This is a genomic window from Candidatus Arsenophonus triatominarum, from assembly GCF_001640365.1.
GTDB lineage: Bacteria > Pseudomonadota > Gammaproteobacteria > Enterobacterales > Enterobacteriaceae > Arsenophonus > Arsenophonus triatominarum.
This window is the reverse complement of record NZ_LWMI01000012.1, coordinates 84,915-109,112: the sequence shown is the minus strand read 5'-3', so window position 1 is coordinate 109,112 and position 24,198 is coordinate 84,915. Positions and strand designations below refer to the sequence as shown.

Here is a 24,198-nt window from a genome sequence, read left to right as displayed (position 1 = left end):
TTTTGATCACAAGGTGTGTTATGAGTTATACAATTGATTTTCGACGTAAAGTAATATCTGTAAGGAAAGCCGAAGGTTTAACAATTCGAGAAACTGCGAAACAATTCCGTATTGGAAAAGCGTCTTTAGTACGTTGGCTTAAACGACCAGAGCCAAAAAATTCAACGCCACGTAAGAGGAAGCTCGATAAAAATGCTTTAGCAAAAGATGTGGAACAGTATCCAGATGCTTACCAAAAGGAACGGGCAGAGCGATTCGGTGTTTGTAAAAAGACTATTTGGCAATCCCTTAAAAAGCTGGGATTAACCTATAAAAAAAACTCTATTCCATCCAAAAACCAACGAAAGCGACAGGCTGGCACATCAGCAAAAAAGACAACAGTATGAAAAAAAAGATAAATCTGTTGTTTTTATTGATGAAAGTGGTTTTTCACATGACACTCCACGAACTCACGGCTATTCCCCAAAAGGTCACCGTTGTTTTGGCCTGAAAAACTGGGGTGCTAAGGGAAGAACAAATGTTATTGGCGCTTTATTGGGAACAACCCTTTTTGCTATCGGATTATTTGATTGCAATATTAATCGTGATGTTTTTTATGTTTGGATCACAAAAATATTGCTCCCAGAACTTCCTGAAAATTCTGTTATTTTTATGGACAACGCTAGCTTTCACAAAGGTAAGAATATTGAACAGGCAATTATAAACGCAGGACACCAGATAGAATATTTGCCTGTGTATTCACCAGATTTAAATCCTATAGAACATAAATGGTCTCAAGCTAAACGTAAAAAGATGGAAACAGGATGCACTATCGATGACCTGTTTTTAATACATATGCCGTAATCAAAATTAAGTCGCCTAGCTATAGAATAAGCGTGTTGCTTAATAGTGAAATAAGGGTATTTCGGTGATTGAAGTAAATTTTAGGCTGTTCTGAGATGGAAATTCCAAAGACCGGCACTAAGGAGTAAAAAGGTATCATCAATAAAGGGTCTACGATTCCGTAAAATTTGGGTCATACAACCGAGGCGCTTGATACCCGCGATGGCGTGTTCAACCGTAATACGGATGCCCGAGATTATTTTATTTTCTTGTTTTTGTTCAGGCGATAAAGGTCTTTTTCGAGTTCCTTTTTTTGGGATTTGTGTATTAGGATGCTGTTTATCTATACCTTGAAAACCGGTATCGGCCCAGATGGTTACCTCAGGGGGAATATGGCGAATTATATCGACTTTATCGAGTAAGCGTTTATCGTGACGGCGCCCATTTTTGATCATGGGGATAAATCCAATTTTCCTCGTTTCGTCAGTCATAATAAGCCCTTTTCGAGTGGTCTGTCTTTTCTTTCCCGAATACATTTTTTTTCGCCGACGCAGATTCTTAGGCTTTTGGACAGGTCGCTCTGTCCCATCAATAAAGACGTCTTTAACTCCAGGAAAGGCGCGAAAAAATTCCTCAGCAGAGCGAATTTGACGAGCGGGCAAAACACATTCTCGCCCCAAGGTCATCTCTAAAACCGGCAATAATATTTTTACCCAGCGACATACCCGTGTTCTATCTAAACCAAAAAGAAGTCCTTGCAAATCATAGGTCGGATAACATTTTAAATACAATAAAATAAAAAGCAGTTTATCTAATGGGGTTGGGATAAATCCTTTCTGCCCTGCACCCATTTGCCGCTCGTGATCTTTTCGATTCTTTTTCCGATAAATCAAATAACAAGCTGAAAATTCAGCGGCTAAATTTTTCAATTCTTCGACTGATAATCCAATGATTGCTTTACATAAACGATTATCTCGTAACAACCGCTCTTTGTTGATCATTTCAAACCGTTATTTTCTAAGTTAAACCTCTTTTTATTGTCTATAGCGTGACAAAAAATGCAACTCTCTATTCAGCAACTATTTTAATATTTGCCTGTGTATTCACCAGATTTAAATCCTATAGAACATAAATGGTCTCAAGCTAAACGTAAAAAGATGGAAACAGGATGCACTATCGATGACCTGTTTTTAATACATATGCTGTAATCAAAATTAAGTCGCCTAGCTATATGCCATTGAATACCCTGCACACGGTCAACACCGCAGTAGTAATGAACTAAGAAAAAAAGGCATTTTTGTTTCGGGGAGTGGCGTTCGCTCTATTTGGCTGCGCCATAATCTCGAAAATTTTACAAAACGCCTAAAAGCGCTTGAAGATAAAATCGCAACAGAAGGAATTATCCTGTCAGAGTCACAAATCAGTGCTCTAGAAAAGAAAGCGCAAGATGATGAAGCCTGTGGTGAGATTGAAACAGCGCATCCAGGTTATCTGGGTTCACAAGATACTTTTTATGTCGGTCATTTAAAAGGCGTTGGTCGTGTTTATCAACAAACTTACATTGATACTTACAGTAAAGTCGTTCATTGTAAGCTTTACACAACAAAAAGCGCGATAATGGCGGCAGATTTATTAAATGACAAGGTTCTCCCTTTTTATTCCCAGCATGGGTTACCGGTGTTACGTATACTGACGGACAGAGGCAGTGAGTATTGTGGTAAAGTTGAACATCACGATTATCTGTAGTAGCTCAGACTTAATCTGACAGTTACCGTTATTTATACAGTACCTGTCAGGACAGTACCTGTCAGGTTAAATTTGATTTAAATCTTTCTCTCTCCAAAGTTGTTTTCCATCGTGTAAAGTTGCCATAGGAGTTCGACCGCAACACATTTTTCCTTGATGAGTGCGTTGGTTATTATATTCCGCTAACCATTTATCTAAATCAGCTTGTAATTCATTTAAAGCCCTATAGATTTTCTTACGAAAAGCCACCTGATAGAACTCTTGTAATACAGTTTTATGAAAGCGTTCACAAATCCCATTAGTTTGAGGTGAACGAGCTTTAGTTTTTGTATGATCAATATCATTGATAGCGAGATAAAGTTGATAATCGTGATGTTCAACTTTACCACAATACTCACTGCCTCTGTCCGTCAGTATACGTAACACCGGTAACCCATGCTGGGAATAAAAAGGGAGAACCTTGTCATTTAATAAATCTGCCGCCATTATCGCGCTTTTTGTTGTGTAAAGCTTACAATGAACGACTTTACTGTAAGTATCAATGTAAGTTTGTTGATAAACACGACCAACGCCTTTTAAATGACCGACATAAAAAGTATCTTGTGAACCCAGATAACCTGGATGCGCTGTTTCAATCTCACCACAGGCTTCATCATCTTGCGCTTTCTTTTCTAGAGCACTGATTTGTGATTCTGACAGGATAATTCCTTCTGTTGCGATTTTATCTTCAAGCGCTTTTAGGCGTTTTGTAAAATTTTCGAGATTATGGCGCAGCCAAATAGAGCGAACGCCACTCCCCGAAACAAAAATGCCTTTTTTTCTTAGTTCATTACTACTGCGGTGTTGACCGTGTGCAGGGTATTCAATCGCATACTCGACTACAGCGCTTTCAATCTGTTCATCTACTCTATTTTTTACGTTAGGCACCCGTCGATTTTGATTAATTAAAGCGTCTATCCCACCATCGTTAACAAGTTCCTGGTAGCGATAAAACGTATCTCGGGATACCCCCATAATCTTACAGGCTTTTGAGACGTTATTAAGCTCTTCAGCGAGGTTAAGTAACCCGACTTTATGTTTGATGATAGGATTATTTGTTTGATACATAGAATTACCTTTTATTTAATTATCTAATGATGTTAATTAAAACCGGTAACGCTCTTTTTTAAATCAGAATTGTCGGATTAAGTTAAGACTAATACAGAAAGATTTAAATCAAATTTAACCTAACAGGTACTGTATAAATAACTGGTAACTGCCAGATCAAGTCTAAGCTACTACAAATAATACTACCCACTAACATCATCAATCCAGTTTTAATATAACCATGAACGCTATTTGATGCATACGATAAAGTGAAACATAAACGATACGAGCAATTTTCCCTTCAACCATCATATCACCGCGCATTAAATTTCCCATTAGGCTGCCAACCGTACTAAAACGAGACAATGAGACTAAAAACCATGATCTTTATAAACATACTCTTGCAACGCTTTATGCTCGAGTAATGCGAGGATATTTTTATAACACAAAGTGGTCATTTGATGTGCAGCTTGGGCGCGAGGAGGCACAAATTCACCCTCTTTTTTAGGGCAAGATGCACAATCACCAATAGTAAAAATAGCATTATCTAGCGTCGTTTGTAGTGTTGTTTTAACGACTAATTGATTAATTTCTAAGCCACCAATTTGGTGCATAAAATCAGGTGCTTTAATACCCGCAGCCCAAACCATAAGATCGGCGTTAATTTTTTCTCCCGATTTAGTGTTAAGGCCATCTCTATCCGCACTAGTTACCATGGTCTGTGTTAAAACACGAACACCCAATTTGGTTAATTCATGATGTGCAGCTGTTGAGATCCGTACAGGTAATGCCGGTAAAATACGTTCTCCCGCCTCAACCAGGGTTACATTAAGCGCTTCCTTATCCAAGCCTGCAAAACCATAACTGGTTAAATTGCTCGATAGCATTATAGAGTTCAGCCGAAAGTTCCACTCCAGTTGCGCCACCACCAACAATGGTGATATTAATCTTATCATCCGGTTTATGTCGCACCGAGTAACTGAGAAATAAATTTAACATTTTGTCATGAAAACCATGTGCTTGCTGTAGGTTATCCAGGAAAATACAATGCTCTTTTACGCCGGCGGTACCAAAATCATTAGACACACTGCCTAACGCCATCACTAAAATATCAAAATCTAATTGCCGCTCAGGAACTAATAATTAGCCTTCCTTTCATGTATGGCTGCAAGCGTAATGGTTTTATTTTCACGATTAATATTTGTTAAACAACCTAATTGAAAATGAAAATAGTGATTACGGGCATGTGCCAAATAACTCAGAGCATTACTCCATCATCTAAAGAGCCGGTCGCAACTTCATGCAGTAGAGGTTTCCATAAATGGCTTTGATTGCGATCAACTAATATAATCTCAGCTTTATTCTTGTGTCCTAATTTATGCCCCAACTTGGTTGCGAGTTCTAATCCTCCTGCCCCATCACCGACAATGATAATCTTGGTTTTTGGCGTCATTATAACTACGCTATCCTAAAATAATTTTTTGTTATTTAAATAAATTTAATAATTAGCTTCAAATGGAATCATTTTTCAAAAAAGTTTATTTTGCCGACAGAATAACATAGTTGATTATTTGCTCATACCTAAATTAATTAAAATCAATTTAGCTGGCTATTTTTATATCATTACTATTAATAAGTAAGTGAAACAAAATACTGCGGCTATTTTACAATAACCAAAACTCACTATCTAATTTCTATTTATCAATAATAGTGTTTATATGGTTGTCGCAACACTAAAATTTGCCTCAACATTAAAGGTAGACACGAGTTTCACACAAAACTAATTTGGGTACGCTAATAAAACACGGATGTGCTCAGCAATAGCATTTTTGATTACATGCCAATTTTGTTGATAAAGAGTTATTTTTTCAGATATACGGCGTTTATGTTGTTCAAACCACGCAGAAATTGCGAGAAAAATATGACACGAGTTTCGCACAGGCATATAAAATTCCAGAAATGGCTTAAAAGCAATGGTTAATTTGCAAGTTACTAAAACGTATAAATTTGTTTAAATTACAATAAGTTGCTTTTAATTTATAAGATTTTGTCTATTTATATATTATGCTGAATTATAGCTAGGCGACTTAATTTTGATTACAGCATATGTATTAAAAACAGGTCATCGATAGTGCATCCTGTTTCCATCTTTTTACGTTTAGCTTGAGACCATTTATGTTCTATAGGATTTAAATCTGGTGAATACACAGGCAAATATTCTATCTGGTGTCCTGCGTTTATAATTGCCTGTTCAATATTCTTACCTTTGTGAAAGCTAGCGTTGTCCATAAAAATAACAGAATTTTCAGGAAGTTCTGGGAGCAATATTTTTGTGATCCAAACATAAAAAACATCACGATTAATATTGCAATCAAATAATCCGATAGCAAAAAGGGTTGTTCCCAATAAAGCGCCAATAACATTTGTTCTTCCCTTAGCACCCCAGTTTTTCAGGCCAAAACAACGGTGACCTTTTGGGGAATAGCCGTGAGTTCGTGGAGTGTCATGTGAAAAACCACTTTCATCAATAAAAACAACAGATTTATCTTTTTTTTCATACTGTTGTCTTTTTTGCTGATGTGCCAGCCTGTCGCTTTCGTTGGTTTTTGGATGGAATAGAGTTTTTTTTATAGGTTAATCCCAGCTTTTTAAGGGATTGCCAAATAGTCTTTTTACAAACACCGAATCGCTCTGCCCGTTCCTTTTGGTAAGCATCTGGATACTGTTCCACATCTTTTGCTAAAGCATTTTTATCGAGCTTCCTCTTACGTGGCGTTGAATTTTTTGGCTCTGGTCGTTTAAGCCAACGTACTAAAGACGCTTTTCCAATACGGAATTGTTTCGCAGTTTCTCGAATTGTTAAACCTTCGGCTTTCCTTACAGATATTACTTTACGTCGAAAATCAATTGTATAACTCATAACACACCTTGTAATCAAAATTAAGTCGCCTAGCTATAAACTTAAAGATAGAGCGTTTTTTTATTGGTGCGAAACTCGTGTATGATTATTTCTTTGCGCCCGACTCGTGCGAGCCTGACAGCGTTCAATACCACAATTTTGTTTAACTTCTCGATGATAAACTTCAACAGACCAACGGGCATCCATGATAGATTTGACGTATTGACGGGTGGGATTGTCTTTGTTTGTTACTATAAGCGTGTTGCTTAATAGTGAAATAAGGGTATTTCGGTGATTGAAGTAAATTTTAGGCTGTTCTGAGATGGAAATTCCAAAGACCGGCACTAAGGAGTAAAAAGGTATCATCAATAAAGGGTCTACGATTCCGTAAAATTTGGGTCATACAACCGAGGCGCTTGATACCCGCGATGGCGTGTTCAACCGTAATACGGATGCCCGAGATTATTTTATTTTCTTGTTTTTGTTCAGGCGATAAAGGTCTTTTTCGAGTTCCTTTTTTTGGGATTTGTGTATTAGGATGCTGTTTATCTATACCTTGAAAACCGGTATCGGCCCAGATGGTTACCTCAGGGGGAATATGGCGAATTATATCGACTTTATCGAGTAAGCGTTTATCGTGACGGCGCCCATTTTTGATCATGGGGATAAATCCAATTTTCCTCGTTTCGTCAGTCATAATAAGCACTTTTCGAGTGGTCTGTTTTTTCTTTCCCGAATACATTTTTTTTCGCCGACGCAGATTCTTAGGCTTTTGGACAGGTCGCTCTGTTCCATCAATAAAGACGTCTTTAACTCCAGGAAAGGCGCGAAAAAATTCCTCAGCAGAGCGAATTTGACGAGCGGGCAAAACACATTCTCGCCCCAAGGTCATCTCTAAAACCGGCAATAATATTTTTACCCAGCGACATACCCGTGTTCTATCTAAACCAAAAAGAAGTCCTTGCAAATCATAGGTCGGATAACATTTTAAATACAATAAAATAAAAAGCAGTTTATCTAATGGGGTTGGGATAAATCCTTTCTGCCCTGCACCCATTTGCCGCTCGTGATCTTTTCGATTCTTTTTCCGATACCGATAAATCAAATAACAAGCTGAAAATTCAGCGGCTAAATTTTTCAATTCTTCGACTGATAATCCAATGATTGCTTTACATAAACGATTATCTCGTAACAACCGCTCTTTGTTGATCATTTCAAACCGTTATTTTCTAAGTTAAACCTCTTTTTATTGTCTATAGCGTGACAAAAAATGCAAGTCTCTATTCAGCAACTATTTTTATGTAATCAATACGGCCGTTTTTGGCTGTAAATTTGAAAACAGTCACCCAACCGTAGCCTCGTAAGTGTATTGGAATTCCTTCTTCTGAGATGTCTAACTTGTTCAGTTGTTTGTTATGGTTAACAATCCTGTTTTTCCTCAGCGTGGTTACCCAGACCCAACCATGAGAGCGAATTGATTTCAGACACGAGTTTCGCACCAATAAAAAAACGTTCTATCTTTAAGTTTAATTCAGCATAATATATAAATAGACAAAATCTTATAAATTAAAAGCAACTTATTGTAATTTAAACAAATTTATACGTTTTAGTAACTTGCAAATTAACCATTGCTTTTAAGCCATTTCTGGAATTTTATATGCCTGTGCGAAATTCGTGTTTATGTGAATCACTATTAACTGCACCATGGCAGGGAAAATGTTTACCTGTTGTTTTCATTCCCGCCGTATGCATGCCTTTAATAAAACGCTCAGCCATAATAACAGCCATATCCAGTTATTGATGAAAAGAGCGATCACCGATAGCTATACAATTATGTCCAATATCAAGCACAGGGCCGAAACTAATATCAATATCCATCGCGATCATTTCTGCCGCCATCAACCAACCAGCTTCTTCCGCTAAATTAGCCGCCGTATACTGATCATTAAGCATTGCAAAAGATTGGGCCGCAGGTAGGTAGCGCAGTAAATCCGTCTCGAAATCGCTGCACACGGCCACCTTCTTGATCCACAGCAATAATTAAACGGTTATCTGTCGCATTGCGAATTTGGCGGACTAGCTCTCTGAGTTACTCAGGATCATGATAATTGCGCGTAAAGAGAATAATACCGCCAACCAGCGGATGCTGTAGAATTTCACGTTCTTCAGCATCTAATTCAAATTCCTGTAGATCTAATATAATTAGCCCCATAAATTATCCTCTTAATACATTTTTTGAATCACTATTTATTATCAGATCAAACCAAACCATATTCTAATAGGCTGAGCCAGCGCTATGTATTGCGGATCTTTTGTCTGCATCCATCGGACTTCATACCACATCATTCTCATATAATTAACCCAAGGCTGCCATAACAGAACTTGCTGGTTTAATTTATAAAAATCATTATAAGCATGCAATTGCTGACAATAGTGTTGCAAAAACTGACTTTGTACATTTCTATCCCAACTATTTGTCGCGAATAACGTTGCCAGCGCAAATGCCAAATCATAATCAGCAGCATACTCCCAATCCAAAAGTCTTAAAGCTCCATTATCAGCTAATAAAACGTTTCCACTATGAATATCAAGATGGGCAAGTACTTTTTTACTGGTTTTAGGTTGGCAGGCATGCTGAAAAAAATGATGTAAATTTAACCAATTAGCTGATAGTCTGCGCCGATCAATTTGATACCAGTAACTGGCTAAATGTTGTTTCAGATGCAGTGAATAACCAGATAATGGAAATGAATGTAATGATGCGAGTATCCGACTTAATGGTTGATATAATTCTAGTAAAGAATAGGCGGTATCAGTAACTACTTTACCTTCCATCCATTCTAATAGTAACCAGTCATTATTAGCTCCCAGTACCTTCGGAGCAGCAACAAATTGAGTAAGCTGGTGTAATATTTTTCGCTCTTTTCGCCGGTTAATACCTAATAAGCGCTGATCTTTTCCGGCAAAACGCGCAATCAATTTAATATTGGCAGTTGCTTCAGCGTAAAAACTTCCACCGCTTGCTCCTGATAACGCCTTAATTCGCCACTTATCACTGGTTATTGCCGGATATTTTTGTAATAACAAGTTAATAAGTGTTTTCTTTTTATTCAATGCGATTTGATCCCGACCAAAGGATCTCACCCGTTTGTACTGCCATTAGCTGCATTCCAATTTCACTTTGCTGTTGATTGCCCGAAATGACAGAATAAAGCACATAGTCAGCTTGCACATAACGCGCTAAGCCGATGGCCTTACTCCGCGTAACTAAACTGTCTTCCTGAGATAAGCCCAGTGCTTTACGTGCATTTGCCACCACATCTTGCGGAACTAATTTGAATACATTTTGGTTATTAACAGCCTCAATAATCGCATCGGTTGCTTGCATTGATTGAATTGACATATTGGTATTATTTTTTATTGAATCAATTAATAACACCTTGCCTGACTCAACCCCTTGAGCTTGTACCAATTGATGGGCTAAAGGAATCACTGCTGTTGACCAATCTACTGTTTTTACCTTTGGTAGCTGCGGTACAGTATCTGAAGACGTTGGTGTTGTTGGTTGTTCGGTAGGCTCAGTAGGTTCGATTGTAATAACAGGTGCTGGTTTTTTACTCGTTATCGATGAACAACCAACTAATATGAATGTCACAACAATAAGTTGAAAAATACGTCTCATTTACTCTTCTCCTGTGTACCTTAAATTGCAAGGTAAACTGAATAACAAAGCCTGCGCCAAAATACCAATTTAAATTGCTTTATAATTAAATATTAACCAAAAAATTACTTTTGTCTTTCTAATAACAAATCAACAAAATAACGATACAAAATTTATTTATCTATCTTTTTTGTTAACAACGGCCCTAAAGGATGACCTCCCACTAAATGCATATGGATATGGAAAACTTCCTGGCCGGAATGTTGGTTACAATTCATAATTAAACGGTAACCATCATCAGCAATGCTTTCCTGCTTAGCAATCTTTGCCGCAACTGTAATCATGTGGCCTAACGTTTGTTCATGCTTAGGTTTCACATCATTGATAGTGGCTATCAAAATATTAGGAATAATTAAAATATGGACCGGTGCCTGTGGTTCTATATCCCTAAACGCCGTCACTAAATCATCTTGATAAACAATATCAGCGGGGATTTCGCGGCGGATAATTTTACTAAAAATCGTTTCTGCTGCCATAATTTCATCCTTTAAATTTTTATGAAGATGCAAGTGTATTAATCACGTTTAATTGTTAAATGAAAAAGATCACAAAAATTTTGTGTAGTAGCTCGCGCAATTTCTTTAATATCTACACCTTTTAATTGGGCTAAAAACTGTGCTACATCTCTTACATAAGCGGGTTGATTTTCTTGGCCACGATGGGGAACAGGCGCCAGGTAAGGAGCATCAGTTTCAATTAAAATACGATCTAAAGGCACCATACGCGCAGCTTGGCGGATCTGTTCTGCATTACGAAATGTCACTATACCGGAAAATGAGATATAAAGCCCTATATCTAATAATGCTTTAGCCATCCGCTCATCCTCCGTGAAACAGTGTAAAACCCCGCCGCAATTACCCACCTGTTCTTCTTTCAATATCGCTAATGTGTCTTGCTGGGCTGCTCGTGTATGGACAATAACAGGTTTGTTTAATTGACAACCTATACGAATATGTTGACGAAAAGATGTTTGTTGCAATTTAGCATTTTCACTTTGGTAGTGATAATCCAAACCGGTTTCACCTAACGCAACAACTTCATCGCCTGACGCTAAACGTGCCAGTTCATCAAAATCATAACCTTGATTAAGATCAAGCGGATGTATGCCACAAGAAAAGGCCACATTATCACGCTGACCAATCTGCTTTTTCATGCTAATAAAGCCTGGCAGGGTTGTTGCAACAGCCAAAATATATTTTACCTCATTAGCCGCTGCTTTTGCGATAACATCATCGATATCTTTATGTTTTCCCTTATAATCTAAACAATCGAGATGACAGTGTGAATCAACTAAAAACATAATAAACCCTTTTAATTATGGTAATGAAGTGCGTTTTGCCAGTTAATTAACTGAGATGTCAATCGTAATTCCTGATTCAATCCCATCACTGACATTAATTGATGGCGACAATTTTGCCATTCAGTAGCGCTCTTTAGTAAGATGTCTACAGAGTTGATGGTAGCCAATTTAGTGATTAATGATGACTGATCTTGATTGACACAATAATTCCCTGCATGCTGTTGATATTTTACTGCATCCAACAATAGGCTTATCAGCCAACTGATCCGACAGGCAGCGTCTGGCTGATCCAATTCAGGTAACCAGTTTAAAAGTGTCTTTGTTGATAAATGTTGCATTAATGATTGGCAAAATTGCTTTCTTTTTAGCCAATTCTCAGGTTGTAACAGTGTTAAAGCGGCAAGAGGCGCACCTGCGTTCAGTTTTATTGCCGTTTCAATATCAACTTGCGCTAACGATATTTTTTGTTTTTGTAACCAAGAAATCGCGGTTTTACACTCAGGTACTGAAAGGTAATAATAAAAACATCGACTACGTAACGTAGCTAGCAATGAAGCTGGATCTCGACACTCTAAAAAAAAATAGGTATTGTCTGTCGGCTCTTCTAAAGTTTTCAATAATGCGTTGCTAGCCGCTTCTGTTAGTGCTTCCACCGCAGGAAACCAAATAACTTTCGCGCCACCTTGCTGTGCATGGCTAACTAAAAACTCAGTTAAACAACGAATACTTTCAATACCTATCGTATTTTTACCTTTGTCAGCGGTAATTTTATGCCAGTCAGGATGTGTCCCTGCTAACATCAGTTGACAGCTATGACAACTACCACAGCTTTTCATGCCCGCTGGTTGTTGGCACATCAGCCAACGGCTAATAGCATAAATGAGTGAATCACTTCCCATTCCAGCATTAGCATGTAATAGCAATGCATGATGTCCTTGCTTCTTCTGATGGAAAGCAATTATCTGTCTATATGCATGATTTAACCATGGATACCAATTCATTCTACTTGTCTTGCGCTGTCAACCAATTCGATAATGCCTGGCGAATGGTTTTTTGCGCCTCTTCTAATGATTTGTTAGCATCAATTGTGATGATTGTGTCATCTTCCGCAGCTAATTCAAGATAGCGCTGACGGGTTCGTTTAAAAAAGTCCAATGACTCTTTTTCTATCCGATCTAGTTCACCACGATCCCGTGCTCGCTGCAAGCCAAGAGTGGGTTCTATATCAAGATATAGTGTTAGATCAGGTCGAAAATCATCCAATATGGTATTGCGCAATACTTGCATTAATTCGGCAGAAAGCCCACGTCCTCCACCTTGATATGCTTGTGATGAGAGATCATGGCGATCACCAATGACCCACCTTCCCTTTGCAAGAGCAGGCTTGATAACATTTTCAATTAATTGTATACGCGCGGCATAAAGCATTAGTAACTCCGCTTTATCGGTGACTTTTTCCTCGGCAATACCATGCTTAATTAATTGTCGCAATTTTTCTGCTAACGGTGTTCCTCCCGGCTCACGGGTAAAATCAATCTCAGTTATTCCTACCTCAGCGAGTGTTTCTACAACTGTTTTTATCGCGGTAGTTTTTCCTGCACCTTCGAGACCTTCAATAACTATATAACGACTTTTCATTCATTTTTATCTTTTGTCTGACGATAATGTTTAACTGCCTGATTATGATCATTAATATTGGTAGTAAAAGTATGCCCACCATTACCTGTTGCAACAAAATAAAGATAATCGGTTTCATCAGGATGAGCCGCTGCTTTAATTGAAGCTCTACCTGGCATAGCAATTGGCGAAGGAGGCAACCCAACAATCAAATAAGTGTTATAAGGACTCTGCTTATCTAAGTCACTACGATAAAGCACTCCACGGTATTTATCGCCTAAACCATATATAACAGTAGGATCCGTTTGCAACCGCATTTTTTTCTTTAATCGATTAATAAATACCGATGCCACTTTAGTTCTCTCTATATCAATGCCGGTTTCTTTTTCAATAATTGAAGCCATAATTAACATTTCATATGGCGTTTTATACGGCAAATTTGACGCTCGTCCTTGCCATTCATATTCAACAGCCGTTAACATTCTCTGATGCGCACGCTTTAATATGTCAATATCATTCATTTCTGCTGTGTAATAGTAAGTATCTGGATAAAACCATCCCTCTAGTGATTGACCTGGCAGTAACCCTAATTGCTGCGCTAGTTTATCAGCAGACTGATTTTCAATAGTTTGCTTTAAATAAGGCGCTTGGTGTAATACTTTTTTCCAATCTTCAAAACGAGAGCCTTCAATAAACAGCAAGCTAAATTGCGCTTCTTTACCAGCATAAAACATTTCTAACATTGCCCGCAAAGACATGCCAGGATTTAATCGATAGGTTCCCGCTTTAAATTGCGCCAATTGTGGTTCTAATCTTAGTAACCATTGAAAATTATCCGCCGAATTTATTATTTTCTGCTTTGCTAACAATGATTCTAATCCTTCTCGCCCTGTACCTACTGGCAAAGTAAAAATAGTTGTTTCTTGAATATTAATCGCTGTATCAGCGTAATTTTGTATCTGACGGTAAAACGTATAAAGAATACAGCCACTCAATATTAATAAAAAAATAATCAACCACAATATTCTTCTTGCATACTTCATTTAACATTCATTTCCTAATATTACACTATAAAAATTAATCTAATATTAATCACAAAATTAAGTTAACCTCAAACAATATGGCATAAGAAAATTGAATAATTCACGAGAATAATAGTGCCACACGGGTTGTTTAGGCTGCGTTATAATACGTTTAACCGATAATATGGGCATTAAAGCATTAGTAATGATTACCTCATCGCTTTGTGCCAATATATTAGAATAGTCGCTGATATAGAAAAGTTCATAATCAGTATCGGATAAACTCGCAATAACCTGTTTGCGCATTACACCTTCAACACCAGCGTGATTTAAATTTGGCGTATAAATTTGTTTTCCTTTCCGTAAAAAAATATTTGCTGCGCAACATCCAATAAATATGCTATTAGTATCCGTCACAATAGCTTCATCAACATTCAATTTGCTGTTTTATTAATATTTGTTCTAATCGATTTAAATGTTTAATGCCGGCTAAATAACAGTTACTATTTACGGGTATTTTACTCAATGCTAAATTAATACCTGTTTGCTGTTGATTCAAATAAATAACTGGATAATCAGTTAACGAAATAATGACTGTTGCTTTGTTGAGGCCTGCTATGCTATATCCTCGCCCACCTTCACCACGACTAATGATAATTTTAATCACCGCTAAATCCTTTTTATTCAATTGCACTATCTTACTTTATATCAGCAGCCAATTTTTGCCAATCTGGTGTAGGTAAAAGTGGTTGTGTAACCCCTTTAATCGATAAATGTGGTGTGACAATAAGGCTGGTTGATGTCCAACCACGCGAATTGTTGTAAACAGCCATCACCTAAATTGAACAGCTCTATCCATTATCGAAACATTATTTTGCTGTTCACCATTAATCCAACGTATAATTTTGTTAAATTCTTAATAAAACTGAATGCCTGCTATTTATCGCTACAGTTTATTTGAAATCCATCATTTATAATCAATAAAAAAAGCCTCAACTTAGACACGAGTTTCGCAATCTCCAAAAAAGAAGTATAAAGTTCAAAACAAGAAAAAATTAGGGTGTTTATATTTTGTCCGGTTATCCATGCATTAAAAATATCTATAAAACATTCTTACAAGTAAGCAGTGTAAGATACTCTGGTTTGGCGTTATCAGAAGTAAGCCCATCGCCTTTATCTCATGACACTATTAGTCGATGGCTAAAAAGTAGATGTTTTCGACCTAAAGACCTATGGCGATTAGTTCAACCTTCCTATAGACAAAAAAAGCCCTTGCGTACTAATTGCCGATGATACATTGATTGCCAAAACACGTAGTAAAAAAATAGAGATGGTCCATTATCAATATTCAGGTAATGAACATGATGTTATTGCTGGTATAGGTTTAGTTAATTTACGTTGGCATAATCTAACAACTGTTGAATCAATTCCTATTGATTATCGTATTTATGATAAAGATTCTGATGGAAAAACAAAAAACACGCACTTTTCCGAAATGCTCGTTCTTGCTAAAAAAAGAGGGATCATACCAGAAGCGGTAGTGATGGATGCCTGGTATTCTAGCCTGGATAATCTGAAATCAATTCGCTCTCATGGTTGGGTCTGGGTAACCACGCTGAGGAAAAACAGGATTGTTAACCATAACAAACAACTGAACAAGTTAGACATCTCAGAAGAAGGAACTCCAATACACTTACGAGGCTACGGTTGGGTGACTGTTTTCAAATTTACAGCCAAAAACGGCCGTATTGATTACAGAGTAACAAACAAAGACAATCCCACCCGTCAATACGTCAAATCTATCATGGATGCCCGTTGGTCTGTTGAAGTTTATCATCGAGAAGTTAAACAAAATTGTGGTATTGAACGCTGTCAGGCTTGCACTAGCAGAGCGCAAAGAAATCATATTTTTCTCGCTATTTCTGCGTGGTTTGAACAACATAAACGTCGTATATCTGAAAAAATAACCCTTTATCAACAAAATTGGGACGTAATCAAAAATGCTATTACTGAGCACATCCGTGTTTTATTAGCGTACCCAAATTAGTTTTGTGCGAAACTCGTGAAAGAGTGATACTGCGGGATAAAGAACGTGAATTAACAGGTTAAATATTAGTGATATAGATTGCCATCTGCTAGCTGAATCATTAAGTTCTTTATCGGAGTTTTTGAGGGGAAAAACGTCTGCTGATTGCTAGCAGATGCTCTAACAGACAAGAAAGGAACAGTTTTCCTTGTAACCGTGCCTTTATCTCTATAGGACACGAGTTTCGCACCAATAAAAAAACGCTCTATTTTTAAGTTTAATTCAACATAATATATAAATAGACAAAATCTTATAAATTAAAAGCAACTTATTGTAATTTAAAAAATTTATACGTTTTAGTAACTTGCAAATTAACCATTGCTTTTAAGCCATTTCTGGAATTTTATATGCCTGTGCGAAACTCGTGACATTGGTACAAAAATGATTTCCTTGATTCCCCGCTCAATCCCTGCCGCCCGATGCCAGGGTCATTATTGTCACTGATGCTGGATTTCACAGTGCATGGTTTCACCATATTACATCGCTGGGCTGGGATTTTATCGGTCAGATCAGAAATAACGTTCAGTTTTGCCTCGATAAGGCTCCTCAAATATGGTTAAAAGTGTTGGATTGCCAGGAATGTAAAACGCCGGAATATATGGGGGCGGGGACGCTGGTCAAAGAAAAGAAAAAAAGCATCAGCGGTCATTTTTACACCTATAAAAAACCGGCAAAAGGGCGAAAAAAGAAACGTTCGAAAGGCAAGCCCGGGTTAACCAAAACCAACAAAGAACAAAGTAAATTAGCAATAGAGGCCTGGCTGATCTTCAGCAGTACTGTAGTGGTCAACTAAAATTGGCCACCCTACCTGACTGTTCACGGAACAGTCGCTCTGATTCGTTTGGCGTTAATCCACCGTTATACCAGTGAGGTCTTATATCGCTATAGTAGTGGGTTATGTAGCGAATAATGGCTGACTGAGCAGTACTAAAGCTTTGGTAGCCAGTCGTTGGCACCCATTCGGTCTTCAGACTACGGAAGAATCGTTCCATCGGACTATTATCCCAACAATTCCCTCTGCGACTGATACTTTGGGTCATCTGATAACGCCACAATGCCTGCCTATACTGACGACTGGTATAATGACTTCCCTGATCACTATGGAACATCACCTGTTTGGGATGCCCACGTAGTTCCCAAGCCATTTGTAGTGCTTTGGCGGTTAATTCTGAGTCTGGTGCAAATGACATTGCCCAGCCCACCGGTTTTCGGGCAAACAAATCCAATACCACAGCCAGATAGGCCCATCGTGAGCCTGTCCAAATATAGGTAACATCGCCGCACCAAACCTGGTCAGGCTTTGTAACAGCGAACTGCCTATTGAGCAGATTTGGAATATCAATACGTTCATTTCCACCGCGGTTGTATTTATGTTTTCGCTCTTGGCAACTGACGATGATTAATTCTTTCATCAACTTACCCGCTAACCACCGCCCAAGTTTCACGTTGTGTGTATTGGTAACCATCGTGGCGATAGTCCTTGCGCCAGCAGAGCCGCCACTAACGTTCCACGCTTCGCTGACTAGGCTACGTTTTATCGTCCGCTCAATATCTGGCTCCTTAGGCCGACACCAATAGCGATAACTGCTTCGGTGAACATTAAAAATACGACACAAAGTTTTCACCGGATAAAGCACTCTTAGCTTTTCAACTACCGAAAATTTTTCAGTGAGCCGGACATTAAGAGCGCAGTAGCCTTTTTTAAGATGTCATTCTCCATTTCCAGCCGGTGGATTTTTTTCTTCATTTCTCTGAACTCAATTTGTTCAGGTGTTAATGGCAGACCAGGCGATGTTTTCCCTTGACGTTCTAAACGAAGGGCTCTTACCCACCGGCTAATCGCTGAAAGACTGACGTTCATGCCTTTCGCGGCTTCCTTGGTAGGTGTAATTTTGGTCAAGGACTAATTTGGCGGTTTCACATTTAAATTCAGCAGTAATTATTTTACTCATTTCGGCACCTATAAAAATTATGAGGTAAGCATATCACCTCAACTTAGGTGGCCAAATTTAGTATGCCACTACATACAGATGACTTCAGGCCCCGAGAAATTATCAAGTTATACAGCCGTCGGATGCAGATAGAGCAGAACTTCCGCGACGAAAAAAGCGAACGCTTTGGGTTTGGTCTTCGGGCCAGTAAAAGTCGCTCAACAGGAAGAATGTTGGTTCTGAGTCTGCTGGCAACGCTGAGTACAATCGTCATGTGGCTTCTTGGTTATCACGCTGAAAATAAAGGATTACACCTGAGGTACCAGGCCAACAGCATTAAATCACGACGAGTTATCTCTTGTCTGGCGTTAGCGAAGAATATCCTGCGACACACCCCGCTAATTTTAAGGCGAACGGTACTGAGCACCGTTCTTAATCATCTGACTAAAAACTACCGAAATATGGTGTTGGTTTATTAACACTGATTTTCTGGGGATTCCTCAGCACCCAAGGGGCATCATATTAGCAGCGTTGCAGGAAGCTGTTAACTATTTTAGTTGTTGGTTGGGTGTAAGTGGCTTTGTGAGAGATTGCGGTTTTGTTTTTGGTATTTTGCCAAAGATAGCACACGGGGGTGAAAAAATAATTTGTACATAACTGTGTATATAAAAATAAATTAAAACATCATGAAATTAAATAACTTGATGATTAATAATATATACTTTATCTAAATTGTTATTTTGATTATACTGAGAGCGACGTTTTCGACAACAATCAACCGATTTTGGAACTTTGTGAACAAGAGTGGAAATTATTTATTATGATACCGGCGTTTAGCTATTGCGAATAATGCGTTCTTTCTTTTAAAAAAGTGTTTATGGAGGGAAGATGGCAATCAAACTTAATAAAAAACAAAATGAATTGTTAAATGGTATGAGTCATGAAGAGTTATTAAACGTGATACATTACATTATACAGGATAATGAACAGGCCAAAGCTGTACTGGTAAACGAGTATTTATTATCTGATCAGGAAATACTCAAAAGCACCGAAAAAGAGTATAACCGACAAAATAAAAGTAAACGCTTTTATGATTACTACGAAGCGGATGCGCTTTATGATGAGCTAACACGCAGTATTGCACAGCCACTTGAGAAGGTAGCGGACACACTCCCAGAACAGGTAGAAAGCTTGAGTGCAAAAATCATGCTTGAGTTTGATAAATTCAGTGAGAGTACAGACTCATCTAGCGGAAGCTGGATGGAATACTACTCTGTTCTGCTGGATGCGTGGATGAAATCAGTGGTAGCTCAAAAAAATAGTGACCCATTTTTCATTGCCAACAAGGTTTTTAATTTTGTTGCGAATGAACTTTATTTTGGTGTTAAGATTTTTAAAAAATACCGTACTTTATTAAGTACAGATGTTTTACGCACAATTCGGGATATGTATTATCAAAATAAACGCCCATGGGAAGCATTAGACATCAGTATATTAATAAGAGATATCGATTTTCTGACAATAGCCTTTCAAAAAGGTGAATTCTGTCATTCTGAACACTATTTTGATTATGCAAGATTACTGATAGAAGAGATAAGAGCTGATGAAGCCGTTGAATTATTATTAAGCATGGAGAAACAAAGCGATAAACGATACGTAGATAAAACAACATGGAATGAATTATTAATTACTGCACTGATTGAAGATGGCAAAAATGAGGAAGCGAAAGAAAAAGCTATTGATGCCTTTTCTTTACGATGTGAGACCCGTTTCTATCGATTATACACAAAGGCCAGTAGGGAAGAAAACGATAATATTCAGCATTTCCTGAGCATTGCAAAAGAGAAAGGGCTTGAGCGGTATATCGCTTTTGCCTCAGATATAGAGCGATTTGATTTAATCGACGAATGTATTACAGCCATGCCAATAGAGAAACTAGCCAATTCCCTTGTTCACCTCACAAACTCATTCATCCGAACATTATCCAGTACGCTGTATAAACATGGCTATGCCCTTGCTGCTACGCTATTGCGCCGTTTTCTGGTCGAAGACGCTATTAATCAAGCGAAGAGTAAATATTACAGCTATGCCGCTTCAGATATGAAAAAATCTATCGATTACAGCAAAGGTCTGGAAGAAAGTTTGCAGTTCCCGGGAACAGTGACCTACCTTACCACTCTCTACGAAAAACATAAGCGAAAAACAGCCCTCTGGCCGTTGATGGAAAAGAAAATTAAGGGTCTAACGGTGGGGAAAAAAGGGATTTGCTACCAAAGGAACCTGCCATGACTGTAGTGGTCAACTAAAATTGGCCACCCTACCTGACTGTTCACGGAACAGTCGCTCTGATTCGTTTGGCGTTAATCCACCGTTATACCAGTGAGGTCTTATATCGCTATAGTAGTGGGTTATGTAGCGAATAATGGCTGACTGAGCAGTACTAAAGCTTTGGTAGCCAGTCGTTGGCACCCATTCGGTCTTCAGACTACGGAAGAATCGTTCCATCGGACTATTATCCCAACAATTCCCTCTGCGACTGATATTTTGGGTCATCTGATAACACCACAATGCCTGCCTATACTGACGACTGGTATAATGACTTCCCTGATCACTATGGAACATCACCTGTTTGGGATGCCCACGTAGTTCCCAAGCCATTTGTAGTGCTTTGGCGGTTAATTCTGAGTCTGGTGCAAATGACATTGCCCAGCCCACCGGTTTTCGGGCAAACAAATCCAATACCACAGCCAGATAGGCCCATCGTGAGCCTGTCCAAATATAGGTTACATCGCCGCACCAAACCTGGTCAGGCTTTGTAACAGCGAACTGCCTATTGAGCAGATTTGGAATATCAATACGTTCATTTCCACCGCGGTTGTATTTATGTTTTCGCTCTTGGCAACTGACGATGATTAATTCTTTCATCAACTTACCCGCTAACTACCGCCCAAGTTTCACGTTGTGTGTATTGGTAACCATCGTGGCGATAGTCCTTGCGCCAGCAGAGCCGCCACTAACGTTCCACGCTTCGCTGACTAGGCTACGTTTTATCGTCCGCTCAATATCTGGCTCCTTAGGCCGACACCAATAGCGATAACTGCTTCGGTGAACATTAAAAATACGACACAAAGTTTTCACCGGATAAAGCACTCTTAGCTTTTCAACTACCGAAAATTTTTCAGTGAGTCGGACATTAAGAGCGCAGTAGCCTTTTTTAAGATGTCATTCTCCATTTCCAGCCGGTGGATTTTTTTCTTCATTTCTCTGAACTCAATTTGTTCAGGTGTTAATGGCAGACCAGGCGATGTTTTCCCTTGACGTTCTAAACGAAGGGCTCTTACCCACTGGCTAATCGCTGAAAGACTGACGTTCATGCCTTTCGCGGCTTCCTGGTAGGTGTAATTTTGGTCAAGGACTAATTTGGCGGTTTCACATTTAAATTCAGCAGTAATTATTTTACTCATTTCGGCACCTATAAAAATTATGAGGTAAGCATATCACCTTAACTTAGGTGGCCCAAATTTAGTATGCCACTACAAGATTGCCTTATTGATATAGTGACCATCATGTTTTATCTTGAATGAATGGCATCGAGCCAGACAAAAGGATAGAGCGCCTCCAGAGGGCGTTGTTGCCAGGCTTTTAATTCAGGGAGTAATTTATCAGTAATATGCGTAATATCTCCATCTGATATTTCCAGTCCATATAATTCTGCAATATGTTTTTGAATATCACGATAACTCATGCCTAATGCAAATAACGATAGGATTTTGTTATCAATATCCTCTGATAATTTTGTCTGATTTTTCTTAATGAGCTGAGGCTCAAAAGCACCTGACCTGTCTCTGCGCGTTTTCAGTTCAAATTGACCTGATGTCGATTTAACCGTTTTTCGAGTATAGCCATTTTTACGCGTATCGATTGACGTTGTCGATAGGGAGTGTTCTATTTCTGCCTGCAGGGCAGCTTCGGTCAGCTGTTTTATGAGTGGTGTGAGTATTCCATCCGTACCGAGTAAATTTTTACCTGATTGTAATTGCTTCAACGCTTCATCAAAATTAAATGATTGATTTCTCATATGTCATACCTCTTTTTTTGAGTTTAAGATATGACACAGATTTTTGAACACTACCTTTTGGCCTGATAAACCTGCATAGAGATATTTATCATTTTATATCATAAAATGTTACAACCTCTTCATTTGCTGTTAACACTCTGTCATATTCTCGCTCTTTTGTAAGTACATTTTTATCTATTTTATAACCAAGAAGTTCCGATAAAATATATTTATTCATTAAACCACTTAGATATCCGTTTTTATTGCGAAAAGATTCAATGAATTTACAGTCGTTATCTGGATTTGTTGATCGATACATAAAAGGTATAATATACTGCTCTATACCTTTTTCTAAGCCATGACCTACATTTACGATTTCGCCATGATCGGCGGTATAAATCAAATTGTAATCAATTTTTTGTTTATCAATAACATTAAATATATCATTTACGACTCTATCAACATGATGGATAGTTAAATCATATTTTTCTGCATTGGGTAATAAATTTTTGTCTATTTCATCATAATTGTTGTAGGGTAAATGGTTACCATTTAGATGGATAACAATAAATCGTTTTTCTTTACCATCAGACAAGACTTCCGATAATAATGTAGTTAATTTATTGTCATCATAATGAGTTAGTTTTATATAATCGCTTTTTTTGGCAATAAAACCATACTTAGAAGCAAACAATCCTTTAATTTCTTGTGCGCCGATCCAATAAGTTTTATAGCCATTCTCTTTTGCCATTTCGACTATCGATTTATTAATAAACAAATTATCTTCACTTTCTGGCACGTGGAAAGCTAATGTCATTGATACAGAATCCCTCGTTATCGGTGCGCTTGAATGGACATTATTTAATATACAGGCATCTTCTGTAGAGAAGATTTTTGCCATATGTGGTGTTGTATTTAAGTGATAACCATAAACGCTGTAACGTAATGATAACGATGCTTCCCCCATTATTAAGATAATATTTTTATTATTACTATTGATTTTTTTAATGATAGAGTTATTAAGTTTTTCAATCTTGCTTATATTTAAATATTTTTTACTGCCTGACCAATTCGTCATTATAAAAATGATGTCTCCAACCACTAAAGGAACTCTATTCTTTAAAAATATTCCAAGCTCTTTATTATCTTCTTTAATGTTAGGAATTAACCTTGGTTCATTTTTTATATTAATAAAAACAGAAATAAAAGTTAAGCAAATAGAAATCAATGTTACATTTAAAAATAAAGGATTAATATTTAAATTTTTTCTTATTTTACTTACCAAGAAAAATACAGAAATTGTTAAAATTAACGAAGGAAAAGTTAATTTAAAAAATAAACCATTAAACATAAGTGAAACTTCTTTTATGTTGGTTTCGAATATTGATTTTATCGCAGAGACTGTTATGTTTCCGTTAAAACATAATGAGTAAATAATTTTTAAATTTATAAAAAATAGAAAAAATATTCCTATCGCTTTTTTTATGCTTCCATTACTAATTATTAATACAAAAGTTATTAAGAGAATAGTAAAAGTAGAGATGTGTGATATTCCTTTACTTGTTCTAAAAACATAGAGATTGATAATTTGAGAGATTAAAAATATTAATAATAATATGACAATATTTTTTTTTAAAATTTTCGTATAAATCATGTTAATCTTTAAAAAATTCGATAAAATTAATGACTCGGCTAAACTGGTATTTTTTGCATTCTTCAAGCACCATGCCTGTTTCTTTGGCTTTTTTCTCAGCCTCAAAAGAAACCGTGGATGATTTCACCGTCTCGAAATCACCAAGCGTCGCCCGTGCCGTTTGCCAGCCAGACTTCGCTATCCTTTTTGACTGGAATTAACCTCTTTTTGCTAGCTTTAATTTTTATTGATCATTATTCACCGTAAACATAATAGCC

20 protein-coding genes and 12 pseudogenes are annotated in these 24,198 nt (G+C 37.6%); 8 read left to right on the top strand and 24 right to left on the bottom strand.

The features are described 5' to 3' along the window. The first annotated feature begins 20 nt into the window (after positions 1 to 20). Positions 21 to 386, top strand: a complete 366-nt coding sequence (locus tag AYJ55_RS12305) for an IS630 transposase-related protein (RefSeq protein ID WP_063653415.1) — start codon at positions 21 to 23, stop codon at positions 384 to 386. Beyond that, positions 310 to 843, top strand: a complete 534-nt coding sequence (locus AYJ55_RS12300; protein ID WP_342668169.1) for an IS630 family transposase — start codon at positions 310 to 312, stop codon at positions 841 to 843. The genes AYJ55_RS12305 and AYJ55_RS12300 overlap by 77 nt, the downstream gene beginning before the upstream one ends. A gap of 80 nt (positions 844 to 923) precedes the next feature. Here the strand turns inward: AYJ55_RS12300 and AYJ55_RS12295 are convergent, their stop codons facing one another. Next, entirely contained in the window at positions 924 to 1,823 is a 900-nt protein-coding gene (locus AYJ55_RS12295; RefSeq protein WP_063653812.1) for a transposase family protein, read from the bottom strand. A gap of 90 nt (positions 1,824 to 1,913) precedes the next feature. On the opposite strand from AYJ55_RS12295, the gene AYJ55_RS35155 reads away from it, so the two are divergent. Then, a complete protein-coding gene (locus AYJ55_RS35155; protein WP_162505336.1) occupies positions 1,914 to 2,030 on the top strand; it encodes a hypothetical protein in 117 nt (38 codons plus the stop codon). Positions 2,031 to 2,052: 22 nt separating this feature from the next. Continuing rightward, a pseudogene (locus AYJ55_RS26035) lies at positions 2,053 to 2,562 on the top strand (transposase family protein); the annotation flags it as partial. A gap of 72 nt (positions 2,563 to 2,634) precedes the next feature. On the opposite strand, the gene AYJ55_RS12290 reads toward AYJ55_RS26035, so the two are convergent. The 18 genes and pseudogenes from AYJ55_RS12290 to AYJ55_RS36660 all read right to left on the bottom strand — a co-directional run bounded on the left by AYJ55_RS12290 (position 2,635) and on the right by AYJ55_RS36660 (position 14,901). Further along, on the bottom strand, positions 2,635 to 3,675 hold the full coding sequence (locus AYJ55_RS12290) for an IS481 family transposase (RefSeq protein ID WP_063656662.1): 1,041 nt from the start codon (positions 3,673 to 3,675) through the stop codon (positions 2,635 to 2,637). A 103-nt stretch (positions 3,676 to 3,778) separates the two neighbouring features. Further along, positions 3,779 to 5,110: pseudogene (locus AYJ55_RS12285) on the bottom strand (NAD(P)/FAD-dependent oxidoreductase). 324 nt (positions 5,111 to 5,434) lie between these two features. After that, positions 5,435 to 5,578: pseudogene (locus AYJ55_RS30790) on the bottom strand (IS701 family transposase); the annotation flags it as partial. A gap of 173 nt (positions 5,579 to 5,751) precedes the next feature. Beyond that, complete coding sequence (locus tag AYJ55_RS12280; RefSeq protein WP_063653499.1) at positions 5,752 to 6,240, bottom strand: IS630 family transposase; 489 nt, start codon at positions 6,238 to 6,240, stop codon at positions 5,752 to 5,754. Next, a complete protein-coding gene (locus tag AYJ55_RS12275) occupies positions 6,209 to 6,574 on the bottom strand; it encodes an IS630 transposase-related protein (RefSeq protein ID WP_063653415.1) in 366 nt (121 codons plus the stop codon). The genes AYJ55_RS12280 and AYJ55_RS12275 overlap by 32 nt, the downstream gene beginning before the upstream one ends. A gap of 84 nt (positions 6,575 to 6,658) precedes the next feature. Then, a pseudogene (locus AYJ55_RS36025) lies at positions 6,659 to 6,808 on the bottom strand (transposase); the annotation flags it as partial. Between the two features lie 52 nt (positions 6,809 to 6,860). Beyond that, positions 6,861 to 7,766 carry a transposase family protein gene (locus AYJ55_RS12270; RefSeq protein ID WP_074168046.1) on the bottom strand — a complete coding sequence of 302 codons (906 nt, stop codon included), beginning with the start codon at positions 7,764 to 7,766 and terminating at the stop codon, positions 6,861 to 6,863. An 85-nt stretch (positions 7,767 to 7,851) separates the two neighbouring features. Then, a pseudogene (locus tag AYJ55_RS26030) lies at positions 7,852 to 8,037 on the bottom strand (IS701 family transposase); the annotation flags it as partial. A gap of 193 nt (positions 8,038 to 8,230) precedes the next feature. Beyond that, a pseudogene (gene nagZ, locus AYJ55_RS12265) lies at positions 8,231 to 8,765 on the bottom strand (beta-N-acetylhexosaminidase); the annotation flags it as partial. 41 nt (positions 8,766 to 8,806) lie between these two features. Beyond that, positions 8,807 to 9,667 carry a phosphotransferase gene (locus AYJ55_RS12260; RefSeq protein ID WP_187153253.1) on the bottom strand — a complete coding sequence of 287 codons (861 nt, stop codon included), beginning with the start codon at positions 9,665 to 9,667 and terminating at the stop codon, positions 8,807 to 8,809. Then, positions 9,660 to 10,235: a penicillin-binding protein activator LpoB gene (lpoB, locus tag AYJ55_RS12255; protein ID WP_063656660.1), complete on the bottom strand. Its 576-nt coding sequence runs from the start codon at positions 10,233 to 10,235 to the stop codon at positions 9,660 to 9,662. The genes AYJ55_RS12260 and lpoB overlap by 8 nt, the downstream gene beginning before the upstream one ends. A 152-nt stretch (positions 10,236 to 10,387) precedes the next feature. Then, positions 10,388 to 10,750 carry a purine nucleoside phosphoramidase gene (gene hinT, locus AYJ55_RS12250; RefSeq protein ID WP_063656658.1) on the bottom strand — a complete coding sequence of 121 codons (363 nt, stop codon included), beginning with the start codon at positions 10,748 to 10,750 and terminating at the stop codon, positions 10,388 to 10,390. Between the two features lie 38 nt (positions 10,751 to 10,788). After that, on the bottom strand, positions 10,789 to 11,574 hold the full coding sequence (locus tag AYJ55_RS12245; RefSeq protein WP_063656656.1) for a metal-dependent hydrolase: 786 nt from the start codon (positions 11,572 to 11,574) through the stop codon (positions 10,789 to 10,791). Between the two features lie 11 nt (positions 11,575 to 11,585). Beyond that, positions 11,586 to 12,575, bottom strand: a complete 990-nt coding sequence (gene holB / locus AYJ55_RS12240) for a DNA polymerase III subunit delta' (RefSeq protein WP_063656654.1) — start codon at positions 12,573 to 12,575, stop codon at positions 11,586 to 11,588. 1 nt (position 12,576) lies between these two features. Then, the gene (gene tmk, locus AYJ55_RS12235) at positions 12,577 to 13,212 is read right to left on the bottom strand and encodes a dTMP kinase (RefSeq protein WP_063656652.1); all 636 of its coding nucleotides are present in this window, start codon (positions 13,210 to 13,212) and stop codon (positions 12,577 to 12,579) included. Beyond that, positions 13,209 to 14,234, bottom strand: coding sequence for an endolytic transglycosylase MltG (mltG, locus tag AYJ55_RS12230; RefSeq protein WP_063656650.1), 1,026 nt, complete (start codon positions 14,232 to 14,234; stop codon positions 13,209 to 13,211). The genes tmk and mltG overlap by 4 nt, the downstream gene beginning before the upstream one ends. A gap of 57 nt (positions 14,235 to 14,291) precedes the next feature. Continuing rightward, the gene (locus AYJ55_RS36665; protein ID WP_162505521.1) at positions 14,292 to 14,651 is read right to left on the bottom strand and encodes an aminotransferase class IV; all 360 of its coding nucleotides are present in this window, start codon (positions 14,649 to 14,651) and stop codon (positions 14,292 to 14,294) included. After that, a complete protein-coding gene (locus tag AYJ55_RS36660; protein WP_187153252.1) occupies positions 14,641 to 14,901 on the bottom strand; it encodes an aminotransferase class IV in 261 nt (86 codons plus the stop codon). Before AYJ55_RS36660 ends, AYJ55_RS36665 begins: the two co-directional genes overlap by 11 nt. Positions 14,902 to 15,284: 383 nt before the next feature. Here AYJ55_RS36660 and AYJ55_RS12220 point away from each other — a divergent pair. Together AYJ55_RS12220 and AYJ55_RS26025 are read left to right on the top strand one after the other, a co-directional pair. Continuing rightward, positions 15,285 to 16,260, top strand: a pseudogene (locus AYJ55_RS12220) (IS701 family transposase). 416 nt (positions 16,261 to 16,676) lie between these two features. Further along, positions 16,677 to 17,077: pseudogene (locus tag AYJ55_RS26025) on the top strand (IS4 family transposase); the annotation flags it as partial. 7 nt (positions 17,078 to 17,084) lie between these two features. Here the strand turns inward: AYJ55_RS26025 and AYJ55_RS12210 are convergent. Next, positions 17,085 to 18,251, bottom strand: a pseudogene (locus AYJ55_RS12210) (IS3 family transposase). Positions 18,252 to 18,325: 74 nt separating this feature from the next. On the opposite strand from AYJ55_RS12210, the pseudogene AYJ55_RS12200 reads away from it, so the two are divergent. Next, positions 18,326 to 18,709, top strand: a pseudogene (locus tag AYJ55_RS12200) (transposase family protein); the annotation flags it as partial. Between the two features lie 409 nt (positions 18,710 to 19,118). Then, on the top strand, positions 19,119 to 20,519 hold the full coding sequence (locus AYJ55_RS12195; protein WP_063656644.1) for a DUF6880 family protein: 1,401 nt from the start codon (positions 19,119 to 19,121) through the stop codon (positions 20,517 to 20,519). A gap of 9 nt (positions 20,520 to 20,528) precedes the next feature. On the opposite strand, the pseudogene AYJ55_RS12190 reads toward AYJ55_RS12195, so the two are convergent. The 4 genes and pseudogenes from AYJ55_RS12190 to AYJ55_RS34620 form a co-directional block, all read right to left on the bottom strand. Next, a pseudogene (locus tag AYJ55_RS12190) lies at positions 20,529 to 21,694 on the bottom strand (IS3 family transposase). A gap of 75 nt (positions 21,695 to 21,769) precedes the next feature. After that, positions 21,770 to 22,308, bottom strand: a pseudogene (locus tag AYJ55_RS12180) (transposase); the annotation flags it as partial. Between the two features lie 88 nt (positions 22,309 to 22,396). Then, positions 22,397 to 23,941 carry a phosphoethanolamine transferase gene (locus tag AYJ55_RS12175; protein WP_063656681.1) on the bottom strand — a complete coding sequence of 515 codons (1,545 nt, stop codon included), beginning with the start codon at positions 23,939 to 23,941 and terminating at the stop codon, positions 22,397 to 22,399. Position 23,942: 1 nt separating this feature from the next. After that, the gene (locus AYJ55_RS34620) at positions 23,943 to 24,068 is read right to left on the bottom strand and encodes a hypothetical protein (RefSeq protein WP_281181136.1); all 126 of its coding nucleotides are present in this window, start codon (positions 24,066 to 24,068) and stop codon (positions 23,943 to 23,945) included. Positions 24,069 to 24,198 lie beyond the last annotated feature (130 nt).

What these genes read in the sequence shown, in the direction of transcription:
- AYJ55_RS12270 (WP_074168046.1), bottom strand. Translation starts at nt 7,766, where the DNA reads ATGATCAACAAAGAGCGGTTGTTACGAGATAATCGTTTATGTAAAGCA.
- AYJ55_RS12290 (WP_063656662.1), bottom strand. Translation starts at nt 3,675, where the DNA reads ATGTATCAAACAAATAATCCTATCATCAAACATAAAGTCGGGTTACTT.
- AYJ55_RS12305 (WP_063653415.1), top strand. Translation starts at nt 21, where the DNA reads ATGAGTTATACAATTGATTTTCGACGTAAAGTAATATCTGTAAGGAAA.
- tmk (WP_063656652.1), bottom strand. Translation starts at nt 13,212, where the DNA reads ATGAAAAGTCGTTATATAGTTATTGAAGGTCTCGAAGGTGCAGGAAAA.
- AYJ55_RS12175 (WP_063656681.1), bottom strand. Translation starts at nt 23,941, where the DNA reads ATGATTTATACGAAAATTTTAAAAAAAAATATTGTCATATTATTATTA.
- AYJ55_RS12195 (WP_063656644.1), top strand. Translation starts at nt 19,119, where the DNA reads ATGGCAATCAAACTTAATAAAAAACAAAATGAATTGTTAAATGGTATG.
- AYJ55_RS12245 (WP_063656656.1), bottom strand. Translation starts at nt 11,574, where the DNA reads ATGTTTTTAGTTGATTCACACTGTCATCTCGATTGTTTAGATTATAAG.
- hinT (WP_063656658.1), bottom strand. Translation starts at nt 10,750, where the DNA reads ATGGCAGCAGAAACGATTTTTAGTAAAATTATCCGCCGCGAAATCCCC.
- AYJ55_RS12295 (WP_063653812.1), bottom strand. Translation starts at nt 1,823, where the DNA reads ATGATCAACAAAGAGCGGTTGTTACGAGATAATCGTTTATGTAAAGCA.
- mltG (WP_063656650.1), bottom strand. Translation starts at nt 14,234, where the DNA reads ATGAAGTATGCAAGAAGAATATTGTGGTTGATTATTTTTTTATTAATA.
- holB (WP_063656654.1), bottom strand. Translation starts at nt 12,575, where the DNA reads ATGAATTGGTATCCATGGTTAAATCATGCATATAGACAGATAATTGCT.
- lpoB (WP_063656660.1), bottom strand. Translation starts at nt 10,235, where the DNA reads ATGAGACGTATTTTTCAACTTATTGTTGTGACATTCATATTAGTTGGT.
- AYJ55_RS12275 (WP_063653415.1), bottom strand. Translation starts at nt 6,574, where the DNA reads ATGAGTTATACAATTGATTTTCGACGTAAAGTAATATCTGTAAGGAAA.